This is a genomic window from Nocardia sp. CA-135953 (assembly GCF_050955735.1).
GTDB lineage: Bacteria > Actinomycetota > Actinomycetes > Mycobacteriales > Mycobacteriaceae > Nocardia.
Map to the genome: position 1 here is coordinate 5,342,800 of NZ_CP192082.1, position 12,081 is coordinate 5,354,880.

Consider the following 12,081-nt stretch of genomic DNA (forward strand, 5'->3'; position numbering starts at 1 on the left):
GTACACGACCAAAGAGCCCGTTCGACATTTCAGTTACCCCTTGGCAATGCGAGTTGAGTGGTTCCGCTCGCGACCAAGCGCAGGTTCTGGCCGGTGGCCGGTTCCTGCTCGGCCTTGATGCGGGCGACGATCCGGCCGACAGATCCGTGGTGCAGGCCGACAGCCGGAGCGATTTCGCGGTAGGAAAGCCCGGCCTTGTGCAGCCGCCACACTTCGCTGTCGCGCTCGGCAGTCGGGTCGGACTGCTCCGCTGTCGCCTGCGTCTCGCCCGGTGTCGCGCTGGTGTCGCTCGCTGTCGCATCGGTGTCGCCCGCTGTCGCGACATGGGCGGCATCTGTCGCCTCGGTTGTCGCGGCGCGGGGGACCTCCATCAGAGCCGTCAGAGCGTGAGTGACGGCCAGCGCGGCGACCGGGGCCGCACCCGCGACCGCAGCCGCGGCCAGCTGAGGCAGTTTCAGCCCGTCCGCATTCCAGGCGTGAACACCGTTTCCGGCCAAAGACACCAGCTCAGCGGCAGCGAGCTCGGCCCAGAAGAACCGGCGAGTTGCCGCCGGGATCCTCACGCCGATCTTCTCGCGCCGGTTCAGCGCGACCAGCGAGAACGCGGCTTGAACGATCGGCCCGTCCACGATGACCGGGGCACCCCACGCCAACCCGGACGGGATACCCGACATCATCGCGACCCCATGCAAAGCGATCGCGGACCAAGAGAACGCCGCAATGCTCACCGCCGCAAGCGACAGCAACGCGACAATCTCAGCGACATTCCAGCCCGCCGAGGTCGGCTGCGGCGACACGTCGGCGACAGCACGCGACGCGGCAGCCGTCTCCGGCGACAGAGTGTCGCCGTACTGCGACAGATCCTCGGTCATCGGTCATATCCCTCTCGGTCGGTTGACGCGGCCCACGGGCTCCACGCCGGTGTGCGGATCAGGCGTTCCTGCTCGGCGTGCAGGGCGTGCCCGTCGAGCTGATCCAGGGCGTTGTCCAGGTCGCTGGCCAACTCCCGGTTACGGTCTTCCAGCTGCGCCGCCTCGTGTTCGGCAGCATCGCGGGCCGCGACCGCTGCGGCGAGCTGCTCCTCCAGCTCGGCAGTGCGCTGATGCGCCGCGATCAGCCGCTGGGCCAACTCCTCAGCGCTCAGATCTGCCACCGACTCCGCCACCGAACTGGCCCGCACCCGCAGAGCGGGTGCCGGGGAGCCGGTCGGGGCGGACTCCCGCATCGGTGCCGGCCGGGCCGACGTCGCCAGGCCTGTGCCGACGGAGGCGGGCATGGTCGCCTCGATGGCCGGGGCGCTCACCGCTCGGCTCCATCACGCTCAGCGTTTGCCAGAGCCATCGCCAGTGCGTTGCCCGGCTGATAGTTCGCCAACGGCGACGCGCTGCTGGCCAGCTCGCGGGTACGAGCCGCGGCGAATGCCGACGACACCGGAACCGGTGCGCTGGTTCGGATTTCGGCCTGATTCGCCCACGGCATATCTCGTGCGGGCTCGCTCTGCCGTCCCTGCTCGGCGGCCCAGGTGCCGTGGCCGGTCAGCTCGGCGGCCTGCTGATAGTTGCGCCACCGGATCGGTTCCATCCACTCCGGATCGCGGGCCTGATGATCTGCGATCAGCGCGGTAGCGCTCCGCATCGCGTCCGGTTCGCGCTCCCACGCTGTGACCGCGCCGTCCAGGTGGTTCCACACATCCCGCCAATACCGCGACTCGTGGGTTTCCCACCGAGCGGCGATAGCGTCGGCGGCATCAGCGTGCCCCTCAGCCACGGGACCGTCACCGGCCGCGTCATCGGGGTCGATGGTGATCGCCGCGTTGTTGAGTTCATCGACGTGGCGGACGTAATCCGCGCGCAACTGGCGTTCCTCATCCGATTCGGCGGTGCTGTAGTACTGCGGATCGGTCATCGGAATCAACCGGTCATCCGAAGCCGACGCGGAGCGCTCGTCCACGCGCGTCACATAGTGAGATGTCAGCAGACCCCAGTCATCGCGCTCGATGCCATGCTCGGCGATGTAGCGGGCCTGATCCTCGCTGCGCGCCTCGATCGCCGACAGCACACCAACGCGCTGAATCATGCTCGTCTCGGCGCCGACGGGATCATCGCGCCACCGCTGCGTCGCGTCCGACAGATACACCCATTCGTGCATCCACCGCTGTTCACCGTTCAGCCACGGTGCCGCGTACTCGCGGTAGTCGAGCGTATCGGCCGGGTCGTAGTCCTCCGGCGAGCGCGCGACGCACGACTCGGCGTGCATGAAGTCCGCGCGCATCCGCTGCTCGGTCTCGGATTCGATTTCGTGCAGTTCGGGGCGGGTATTCTCGATCATTGGTTCGGCTTCCTTCTTGATCTGGTAGTTGAGGTTGGTGTCGGGCCAATCCATGCCGGGCGGTCGCACGCCCGGCATGGCTGTTTCGGCGCTCACCGCTCGGCCCCGTCCCGCTGGGAACCGTTGCGGGCCACGGCATCGGCCAACGCGTGACCGGGCTGGTAGTCCGCCAGCGCGGAACGTGGCGCGGGCTCGCTGGCCGATGTGGTCGCCTCGCGTGTTTGGTTGCGTGCCTGCTCGGCTTGGCGTTCGGGGCTGCCGTAGCGCTGCTCGGCCGGGGCGCGTTCGGCGAGCTTGCGTACCGCCTCGTCCCGCTCACCACGCAGCTGCTGGAGTTCCTGCATCAACTGGTCGTGGTCGACCAGCTCCGGGCGGCTGTAGGCGTCAATGAGCTGTTCTTTCAAGGAATCCCGTTCGGCGCTCACTGTGGTCAGCTGCCGTGTCAGCCGGGCGTTGTTGTCGGCCAGCTCGCTGTTGTGCTCGATCGACAGATTCAGCCGGGCCTTCAACGAATCCCGTTCCGCGCGTGGCGGCTCCTGATCGTTGTCCGTGCGGGCTTGTCCGGCGGGCCGCTCGTGTTGACCGGCCAGGGCTTTCTCCCGCGCGGCCAGCGACGCCCACACCGCGCGGTGTTCTCCGCTGTGGGAGTAGATCGGTGCCCGGTCGTCGCGGGTGTCCCAGGTCTGCGCGTGCGCGGCCACGCCGAAGGTGAGCATCAGGTCCGGGTTGCTGCGCATCCACGCCGTCGCGGCTTGCTCGCTATCGAACGACTTCGACCTGTTCGCGGTGACCCCGTTGCGGTCGGTCCACCCGACTACTGCCCGGAACCGAGCCGGGTCCTCCACCGCGCGTTCCTGCTGGTTTCTGATCTCGTCGGCCTGGCGGGCGTCGGCCTCTTGCCACTGCAAGGCAGCCACGGTGTCACGGTGAGGCAACGCGGCGGTCTCGCGGGCTACGTGCGCCCGATACCGCAGTGCCTCAATGCCTTTCACCTTGTAGGCGCGGTTGAACAACCGGCCTGTCTCGAATTCCGGGAACGCTGTGGCCGCGTCCAGGCCGTCGAGACCGATACCTTTCTCGACCTCGCTCAAGTGCGGGTTACGCAGCAACAGATCCCCCATATCGGCCCGATGTCGCGCCAGCACCTGCTGATCACGGAAACGGCGGCCGTGGTCGACGTTCGGGTCGTTCGCACGCTGCGACACCGCCAGCGCATGCACCCTGTACTTGTCGACGGCCTGCTCGGTATACACCAGATTCCGCTGCCGGGTGGCCTGCTGCTCGCGGGCCTCCTGGCGGGTGATCAGGCTGATCTCACGGCGTGCGCGGCGACGCTCCAGCCAATTCGATGCCTGCGCGTAATGACGCATCGCGGCTTGCATCGAGGCACTGAACTTGCGTGCCTCGGCGGCCAATTCGTCTTCGACACTGCGATCGGACATGATCAGATCTCCTTAAAGGGGTGGGGATTTTCGGGTTTGCGGTCAGAACGGGCAGTCATCCCACCAGGCCTCTCGCGCATGGCCCGCATGAGCGAACAGACTCGACGCCGGTGTCGTTTTCCTCATCCGTAGCCGGGTGGGCGGCCTCGTCTTCTTCGGCGCTGCGAATGTCACCGGCGAAGAAGACGCAGAAGTCGCGCCAGCCTTCTGGCCACAACCGCAGCGTCCGTTCGATCACGGTGTCGTGGTCCATGGCGTTGATTTCCTCGGTGTGCTCGGGCTCCCACAGCGGGTTCTGCTCGACACACGCCCGCAGGTAGCCACGCGCCACAGCCACCTGGGCGGTGGTCGCGAAAGGAATTTCGGTGTGATGCAAGGGATTTCCTTCCAATCGGGGTTACTGATTCACTGGGTGGCAGGCGCGGCCCGCCTGCCGAGGTCTGTGAGTTGGGTGTCTGTCGCTATGCCGCTTTCTCGTTGACTGGGAGCGGGGTACCGGATCGGCATCCGTACGGTGAGCAACCGTCTGGATCGCCGTGTTCGGCGAGGTCGTCGAAGATGTCGAGCTGCCGTTCGGCCCACTCCTTGCGGGTCACGCGGTCGATCGGTGCTTGATCGAGCGGAACGCGGGAGCTGTGCAGGAACGCTTCCCCGTTCAGCGGGGCCGCGCTGGCACCGTCCTTGCGGATCCGCCGGTCGAACTCGACGGCGTCAGCCCATTCGGCGGGCCGGTTGTCGCGCATATCGCGCCACTGGGCGTTGCCGTGAAACGGATACCCGATGCAGGCGCTTTTCGCGGTGTGCCCCCAGCCCGCCGCGACCAGCCAACGCTGACAGTCCTTGCGGGACATGCCCAGCTCAAGCAGCGGATACCGCTTGAGGGTGTAGGCGTTCTCCTGTCGGTCGTTGACTCGATGGATCTCATCGACCGAGAAACCGATCCACTGCTCGGCGACCTGCCCTTTCGGCACCCGCCGATACTTCGGTGCCGGGGCTCCCAGCAGAATCCGCACGGCACGGTTGATCGGCTTCAGCTTGTATTCACTCGTGCACTGCCGCCGACCCATGCCCTGGCGCTCACGCAGGGTCGCGGGCCGCGGTTCGCTGTACCTGACAATCACCGTGTGCCCGTTGTCGTCGGTTTCGGTGATCTCGTCGCGCACCATCGTTCCCTCGGGCGCGAGAGTGAAGTACGGAACGGACACGAACCGCCGATCCGGGTCCAAGGTGTCGACGCGCAGATTCCCGCTACTGACCCGATGCAACGGGATCCCGGCCCGCTCGAACTCGACAGCGAGCCGATCGACCTGGGCGTACACCGCCGGTGGTTCCCAGCCGGTATCCGCGAAGACCGCGCCGTCCAGACCCGGCAACTCACCGCTGCACGCCATGAGCGCCAACACGGTGGACTGCACACCCGCACCCAGCGACAACAGACGCATCGTGACCACCGCAATCACCGATCCTTCGGCGGCGTGGTGCGACGGGTCTCGTAGCGGGCGCGTCGTTGCGCCAGCTGCTCGATGTGGCGTCGGATCCAGGCGCCGGTGTCGGCGAGGGCGTAGGCGACCATGCGCACCGTCTCGACCGCCCCAGGTCGTCCGGCGCAGTGCCACCACGCGAACGCCGCCAGTGCCAGCACGTACAGCGCGAGCGGTCCGGGCAGAGGCAGCACAGCCACCGCGGTTGTCCCCGCCGCTGTGGCCGCGATAGCTGGTCCCCAGATCCTCAGTCCGTCACGGGTTTTGGTGATCCGGGAGACGTGCGGGGCGACGGCGCGGCCCACTGTGCCGCCGTCCGGAACGATCGGCACCAACAGTTGCGCCGCGAGCTTCTGCGCGGTGCTGCCTTCCATGTCGACGCTGAGTGCGTCGAGCATCTGTTGTTCGTGGGCTTGCTCGGCGGCGCTGCGTCCGCCCAGCTCTTCGCCGTGATCTTCGGGTTCGATCGGAGAAGCCATGTTTGTAACTCCTTGTCGTGTAGGTGGTTTCAGGCCGGACGGCGCTTGGTCAGGTCGATCACCGGCGCCAAACCGTCGGTGTCGTTGTCGGCTTCCGGGTCGGACATCGCGGCGATGCCGGGCAGCGGGCGCAGTCGCTTGAGCTCGTCATCATCGAGCGGGCTCACCCGGCCCCAGCGGGCGCGGCCGCCAGCGACCTGCACCACGTCGCCTTTGGCCATGGCGCGCAGCCGGTTCGGCGGAATCAGGAACTGGTCGGAGGACTGGATGTTGCCCTCATCGCCATCGCGGTTACCGCCGACGAGCTTGTGAGACAGCTCGAATTTCGGGCGGGTGCCGTAGATCTTGGCCAAGGTCTCCGGGTCAGTGGAGCGACCCAACAGAGAGCCACCCGAGGCGGCCGAGACCAAAGCCGTGCGGTTGTCGTCGTCGTGGCCCAAGCCCTGCCAAGACTGGGCGATCCACCACGAGCCGATGCCGGCCTTCCTGAGCCTTTCGACCCACTTCACCGCGCGGGTCTTGCCATCGGATACCGCGCTGAATTCATCGACCACCATCAGGCTGGTGCGACCGTGCTGCTTGTCGGCCAGCTGCTCGAACATCGTTCCCAGCGCGCCGAACTGCGCGCGAGCACGGTCGGGGGTCTTCACGCCCTCCAAGACGATGTAGATGACATCGAAGTCGGTGAGCTCCTTGTCGCCGTCGAACGCCGACCCCAGCGACCGGTACAGGTTGGCGAACTCGGCGCGAGCGGAGTTCATGACCGGCTGTTTGCCGTCGATGGTGGAGGCGATCTCCATGTCGACACCCATCACGCCCGACCACGGCGTTTCTCCGGCATGGCCGCCCCACAGCTTCGACAGCTTCTCCACGTCGAACCGCGACAGGAACTCCAGCCACGACCGCGGCGGGTTGTGCCCGATCGGAGTCGCCACGCCGTCGATCACCTCGACCCGAGCCGGGGCGTCCACGATGAGGTGGATGAGGGTCTCGCGGATCTCGTGGAAATACCGCTCGGTGTCCGTGGTCGGTGTCGAGCCGCCGGAGATCATCGCCGACAGGATCGAGCGCAGGTCATCGACACTCGCGTTCCACATGCCCAGCGACACATCATCGGGAAACACACCGATACGATCGGCCCGAACACCCATACCGCGGAACCACTTCCGCATCCGCGCCGCGACCTTGCGCGACTCCGGACCGCCGTTGCAGTCCACCACGATCACCAGCGGCCGCCCCGGACGATCCAGGCGCCACCACTGCCGATGCCGCGTCCACGTCGTGACGAACCACGACACCAACACCCGCACCATCAACGTCGTCTTGCCCGAACCGCTGGAAGCCACCGAGGTCATGTGCTCGGCCACGTTGATCCACGGCAGGATCAACCGGGTCTCGGTGCGGCCCACCAGCTGACGCAGCACCGACGACGGCGGGGCCTGATCGGTCTCCACCGCCAAACGCCCGATCACCAACTCCGGATTCAACCCACCCGTCGTGAACGGCAACCGCCGCCGCGACAACCGGGCCGCCCCACGCTGCTCACGCTGGGCCTGGGCCCACAACGCCCGCTCCGTGCGGGCCGGGGACTTCAACCCGACCGTGGCCAGCTGCACGCGCCGGTTGGTGTGGGCGATGGTCGCGGTCAACCACGACACCGGAATCAGCAGCGACGCCATCCCCAGCAGACCACCGACATAGTGACCCGCCATGAAATCGGTTGCGGCCTGCGCGAAGTCGTGCAGCGGTGCGAACACGTCCCACGCCCACAACGCCGCGGCACCGGGCATCGCCAGCACGCTGGCGAGCAGCCAGTTCCGGAGCCGTTGCGGTTTCCAGCCCAGCATGGTCGCCGGAACCAGGATCGCCACCGTGCCCAACAGGACCGTCACCAAGACCGCCGCACCCAACAGCGCACCATCGCCCACGCTGTCCCACGTCCACGACGAAAAGTCCGGCAACCAACCCAGCGGGTCATGATGCAACCCGATCGGCGGCATCTTCGGCTCGACATGAATCCCCGGATCCGGCGCCGGAGTCGGTGTCGGGGAAGCGGCTGGGGTCGGTGCGTATGGGGCGCAATCGACCGGGGTAATCATCGGAGTGCAGGTCATGATCAGACCGCCTTTCCATCGTTGCGGTCTGCGACCTGGGGAATTTCGTGATCAACGGCACCGCCCGCGATCACCCGGAGCCCGGGTCGCGAAGCGTTCGAGGACGACTCGGCGTGCTTCTTGGCCAGCACCTCGTCCAAATCGGTGAGCATCAACTTCGGCCCGTTCGACAGATCCAGACCGGCCGCCGCGGTACGGATCACGTTCTTGGTCGCCTCACCACGGCAGTAGAAGGTCAGGCCCGCACAGTCGGCGCGCTCGGCCACCTGCAGCGCCTGCGCCACCGAAGTACGCGCCGCAGCAATGCTTTTCGCGGTCAGCTCGACCTCGACCGCCCACAAATCACCAGCAGCGGTGACGTAACGGCCGTCGTGGATGTGCGGACGCGGCTGCCCGGCCTTCAGAAGACCGACCTCCGACCGCAGCTGCCGTTCAGAGATCCAGCGATCCAGATCCATCCCGGTCAACGTCAGGCGCAGCTGGAATACAGCTTTGGTGTGAGCGGCCATCTTCGGAGTGGGCACCCAGTAGCGGACCGGCCGTCCCAACAAAGCTTCCGCTGACGACTTCGTCGGAAAGATCCACGCCGGCCCCAACACCGGACGCAGCCGTTTGTCACTGATCATGCTGGCAGCAGCCCACTTCGAGACGATGCGATACGTCCGCGAGCTACTCACGCCCAGCATCTCGGCAACCACATCCATTGGTGCGCCGTACATCTCGGCCAAGATCGTCAGTCCGACCATGTCGCGCGGCGAAAATCGAATGCTCATCGATCCATCCCCTCTCGTTCGGCGCCACGCGCGAGCGAGTCAGCCAAGGCATTGCCTGTGGCCTTGTAGCCCGCGAGAGCACTGGTGGATGTGTTCCAGCCCGGACCCGGATCCCCGACCTGCTCGAACTCGGCGCGATCCACGCCGTGACGTTCCGCCGCGCGCAACTGGTGCTCACGAGTCGCCTTCTCCAAAGCGGCCAGCTGCGCGGGCGTCGCCTGCCGCTTGGTGGCGGCAAGATTGATGTCGTACAGGTGCGCCACCTGCTCACGCCCATAACGGCGGAACGGGATCTTGCCCGCAATGTCCTGACCGTTCCGGCGCAAACCCTCCGCCTCGAGCTGGCGACGAGTCCGCAAATGCGAAGGCGCGCAACGCCACTGGTAAACCGGGATACCGCCCTCGGTTGGCTGCCCGGTCATCGCCGCCACCCCGTAGGAGACGGAATATCCTGCGGCGGAACACAACCCAACTCCGAGGCATGCGCTACCTGGTCACGGCGGCACACATTCGGCGACGGCACGTAATCCTGGTAATCGATCCACGCCTTCCCACAAGCCGCGAACGCGATCAACAGACCGAACATCAGCAGCCCGAGCCGCACCAGCGGCGGCAGCAGCCCAAACAACTGCCCACCCGCGCGAGCGACCTGAGCATCGGTCTTCACCACCGGCCCGATCACCGCTCGGCCCCGTCCCGCTCATCCCGCTCATGACCATTGACCAGGTCCGCGAGAGTGTGTCCTGTGCCCGTGGCGAGGGCCGAGGTCGGTGCGGTCGTCCCAGCGGGCTGGTCTCGCTCCGGCTGTGGGTACTCGCGGACCTTCTCCGCCAACCCACGAGCCGGATGCAAGTGGAACTCCGGCACTCCGGCCATGCTGTCGACCGCATCGCCAAGCCGGATCGCGGTGTACTTGACGTTGACGCTGCCGTACTCCTCGATCGGCCTCCGATCGGCGCTTGGTGGCGGATTGTTGTACCGCTCCGCGTGAGGCTCCAACGCCCGGTAGCGGGCCTGCAATGCGATCGTGCGCTGCCGCAACAGCTCATGTGCCTGGATGATCGAATCCAACTCATCCAGCAACTCGACCGGATCATGGAACGGCTCGTTCATCGCCGCACCCCCATCCGCGGACGGAATCGCCACACGGCCACCAGGACCAGGAGCATCACCGCAACCCCGACAACCTCGGGCTGTGTCAACAGCAGATAAGTGATCGATACGGCCGCGACCGCGAAGCCAAATGTCCTGGCGCGCATCATGAATCACCGCCCTCGATGACACGCACGACCCGGTCGTCGTTATCGGCGGCCCCAAGTCGCATCAGCTGCTCATCGACCTCAGTGATGTCGATGGCCCTCTGCGCAGCGGAGAGAACTACATCCGGCGCCCAGCCACACACGAAACCCATTGCGTAATCACGCTGCTCAGCCGTCAGCGATTGCCATACCACCAGTGCTTGTCGCACGAATGGGTCAAGACCCTCGAACGGATCGGTGACTACGTCCGGTGCGACACCAAAACTCCGGGCGCGCATCATGATTCACCGCCTTGGCGGCGGCCGCTGCTACCACGACGCCGACGAGCCTGAGCCGACCTCAACGCCAGCCGGGTGTAATGAGCCTTCCGCGCCTGCGCCGCTCGGTAAGCCCGCTCTTCCGGGCTGAGCAGCCCATCGGGATCAACGAGGCGATCGAATTTGGTCAGCAGCGCATCGCGGGCCTTCGCCGTCCGGGCGGCTCGATCCGATGTCTTTGCCCAGGATTCGTGCGCGGCGATCCGCGCCTGCAATGTCCTCTCGACCGGGGTGCTCATGCCGCACCACCAGCGACGGAAGTAGGCGCATCAACCGGTTGAACGAGAGCAAGCACCGCCGCGCGACGAACGCGCCACCGGCGACCGTTGACCAGCCATCCCTGGAGGTCACCAGCCTTGATCCAGTTCTTGATGGTTTTGGCGTCGACGTCGACAAGGGACGCCGCGGTCCTGACAGTGATGAGGTCCTCAGGGACCTGGATAGAAGGGAGATTGATTGTCATCGAGAGTCCTCCTGGTAAATCCGGAAAGTTCTTCCAAGACAGACTCTCTCGACACAAAGTCCTATTAAAGGCCAAAATATGGGCCATTGATGGGACAAATCACGGCCGCTTTTGCTGCAACGGCCGCTCGAAGGCACTAGACTGTCCTCATGTCAACCGCAGGTAACGCAGCACTTCGCGCCGCCAGGCAGGCCCTCGGCATCAGGTCTCAAGCCGATCTGGCGAAGGCGCTGACTGACACGGCCCGCGAGATCGGGCTGCGGGCCGAGGTCGCTCCCCGGACCGTGCGTAGATGGGAATCGGCGGAACCGCCATGGCCTCACCACGATCACGTGTCGGCCCTTGAGGCGCTGTTTCGACGCCCGATCACCGAGCTTGGATTCACCCCTCCATGGGCAGATGAACGCCAAGCAACCGATCGCAGTGGGCTGCCTGAGCCCCGAGTCTCAGCCAGTCAACGCCTACACAACGCGGCGTCGCATCAGCTTCCACCTTCTGTTGCAACGGATTTCGCAACCGTGACTGTCTCGCATCGCCACATGTATTGGTCCATCCCCGCAGCGCGCCTTCATCGGCTTGTTGCTGAGCACGCGCAGCTCGGGATCGACCTCCTGCCACAGGTGCCTGGCACTGCGAAAGAGGTCCTCGCCCGTGCGGTTTCAGAATCAAACTTGCTCGCTGGCAGGTTGGAGTTCTTTGACCTTCAGCAGCCAGAGTCAGCGCACACAAGCCTCGTTCTCGCTCTCCAGGCCGCGCACGAGGCGTCCGACTCCCTCCTCGGCGCGGCGGCGCTCGCACACATGGCATTCGCGCCCGCCTTCTCCGGCGAACCGGCACGCGCGGAGGAAGCGCGTGAACGACTCCGCGCTGCCCGAGCCTTCGCGCGGCGCGGCGGCGCGAATGCCGAATTCACAGCATGGCTTGACGCTGTCGAGGCTGAGGTTGAAACCCGGTTCGGAGATACGCGACGCGCGCTGACGCTGATTCACCACGCCGAAGATGCATACAAGAGCTACAGCTCCGAGACTGATCCGTCTCCGTCGTGGATGGACTGGTTTTCGCCAACCCGACTGGCTGGCTTCAAGGGCAACACGCTACTGACTGCCGGGCGAGGCCGTGAAGCGCGCGAGACGCTGGTGAGCGTCATCGGCGATCTGCCTCCGGAAGAGGTCAAACAGAAACCGATCTACCTCGCAGATGCCGCTGCTGCATATGTTCTGGAGAAGAACCCAGAAGCCGCGTGCGGACTTCTCGAGGAAGCACTCGACCTCCTCGCCCGGAATTGGTACGCCACCGCGCTTGATCGAATCAAGGCTGTGCGGCAGTCACTTCGTCAGTGGGACTCGTTGCCCGCGGTCCGCGCGCTGGACGAACGTCTATACGACTGGCACACAACGGTGAACTCACTGATCAGTTAGTTGTAGT

The 12,081-nt window shown here is 65.8% G+C and carries 16 protein-coding genes; 1 reads left to right on the forward strand and 15 read right to left on the reverse strand.

All coding sequences use genetic code 11. From position 1 onward, the window contains the following. Window positions 1-29: 29 nt before the first annotated feature. The 15 genes from ACQPXH_RS24585 to ACQPXH_RS24655 form a co-directional block, all read right to left on the reverse strand. Complete coding sequence (locus ACQPXH_RS24585) at window positions 30-872, reverse strand: DUF2637 domain-containing protein (RefSeq protein WP_433598855.1); 843 nt, start codon at window positions 870-872, stop codon at window positions 30-32. Then, on the reverse strand, window positions 869-1,303 hold the full coding sequence (locus ACQPXH_RS24590) for a hypothetical protein (protein ID WP_433598856.1): 435 nt from the start codon (window positions 1,301-1,303) through the stop codon (window positions 869-871). The genes ACQPXH_RS24585 and ACQPXH_RS24590 overlap by 4 nt, the downstream gene beginning before the upstream one ends. After that, window positions 1,300-2,424: a hypothetical protein gene (locus ACQPXH_RS24595; protein WP_433598857.1), complete on the reverse strand. Its 1,125-nt coding sequence runs from the start codon at window positions 2,422-2,424 to the stop codon at window positions 1,300-1,302. Before ACQPXH_RS24595 ends, ACQPXH_RS24590 begins: the two co-directional genes overlap by 4 nt. Beyond that, window positions 2,421-3,770 (reverse strand): hypothetical protein, encoded by a 1,350-nt coding sequence (locus ACQPXH_RS24600; RefSeq protein WP_433598858.1) that lies wholly within the window; start codon window positions 3,768-3,770, stop codon window positions 2,421-2,423. The genes ACQPXH_RS24595 and ACQPXH_RS24600 overlap by 4 nt, the downstream gene beginning before the upstream one ends. A 55-nt stretch (window positions 3,771-3,825) precedes the next feature. After that, window positions 3,826-4,146, reverse strand: coding sequence for a hypothetical protein (locus ACQPXH_RS24605; protein WP_433598859.1), 321 nt, complete (start codon window positions 4,144-4,146; stop codon window positions 3,826-3,828). A gap of 85 nt (window positions 4,147-4,231) precedes the next feature. Then, window positions 4,232-5,230, reverse strand: a complete 999-nt coding sequence (locus tag ACQPXH_RS24610) for a hypothetical protein (RefSeq protein WP_433598860.1) — start codon at window positions 5,228-5,230, stop codon at window positions 4,232-4,234. Next, entirely contained in the window at window positions 5,227-5,730 is a 504-nt protein-coding gene (locus ACQPXH_RS24615) for a hypothetical protein (protein ID WP_433598861.1), read from the reverse strand. The genes ACQPXH_RS24610 and ACQPXH_RS24615 overlap by 4 nt, the downstream gene beginning before the upstream one ends. Window positions 5,731-5,759: 29 nt before the next feature. Beyond that, window positions 5,760-7,844: a hypothetical protein gene (locus tag ACQPXH_RS24620; RefSeq protein ID WP_433598862.1), complete on the reverse strand. Its 2,085-nt coding sequence runs from the start codon at window positions 7,842-7,844 to the stop codon at window positions 5,760-5,762. Window positions 7,845-7,846: 2 nt separating this feature from the next. Beyond that, complete coding sequence (locus tag ACQPXH_RS24625; RefSeq protein WP_433598863.1) at window positions 7,847-8,617, reverse strand: hypothetical protein; 771 nt, start codon at window positions 8,615-8,617, stop codon at window positions 7,847-7,849. Continuing rightward, entirely contained in the window at window positions 8,614-9,039 is a 426-nt protein-coding gene (locus ACQPXH_RS24630; RefSeq protein WP_433598864.1) for an RRQRL motif-containing zinc-binding protein, read from the reverse strand. Before ACQPXH_RS24630 ends, ACQPXH_RS24625 begins: the two co-directional genes overlap by 4 nt. Further along, window positions 9,036-9,287: a hypothetical protein gene (locus tag ACQPXH_RS24635; RefSeq protein WP_433598865.1), complete on the reverse strand. Its 252-nt coding sequence runs from the start codon at window positions 9,285-9,287 to the stop codon at window positions 9,036-9,038. The genes ACQPXH_RS24630 and ACQPXH_RS24635 overlap by 4 nt, the downstream gene beginning before the upstream one ends. Window positions 9,288-9,295: 8 nt before the next feature. Next, window positions 9,296-9,730: a hypothetical protein gene (locus tag ACQPXH_RS24640; protein WP_433598866.1), complete on the reverse strand. Its 435-nt coding sequence runs from the start codon at window positions 9,728-9,730 to the stop codon at window positions 9,296-9,298. Window positions 9,731-9,875: 145 nt separating this feature from the next. Further along, complete coding sequence (locus tag ACQPXH_RS24645; RefSeq protein WP_433598867.1) at window positions 9,876-10,157, reverse strand: hypothetical protein; 282 nt, start codon at window positions 10,155-10,157, stop codon at window positions 9,876-9,878. Further along, window positions 10,154-10,432, reverse strand: coding sequence for a hypothetical protein (locus ACQPXH_RS24650; protein ID WP_433598868.1), 279 nt, complete (start codon window positions 10,430-10,432; stop codon window positions 10,154-10,156). The genes ACQPXH_RS24645 and ACQPXH_RS24650 overlap by 4 nt, the downstream gene beginning before the upstream one ends. Next, window positions 10,429-10,656 (reverse strand): helix-turn-helix domain-containing protein, encoded by a 228-nt coding sequence (locus tag ACQPXH_RS24655; RefSeq protein ID WP_433193827.1) that lies wholly within the window; start codon window positions 10,654-10,656, stop codon window positions 10,429-10,431. The genes ACQPXH_RS24650 and ACQPXH_RS24655 overlap by 4 nt, the downstream gene beginning before the upstream one ends. Window positions 10,657-10,805: 149 nt before the next feature. Here ACQPXH_RS24655 and ACQPXH_RS24660 point away from each other — a divergent pair, with 149 nt between their 5' ends. Then, the gene (locus ACQPXH_RS24660) at window positions 10,806-12,074 is read left to right on the forward strand and encodes a helix-turn-helix transcriptional regulator (protein ID WP_433598869.1); all 1,269 of its coding nucleotides are present in this window, start codon (window positions 10,806-10,808) and stop codon (window positions 12,072-12,074) included. The last annotated feature ends 7 nt before the right edge of the window (window positions 12,075-12,081 follow it).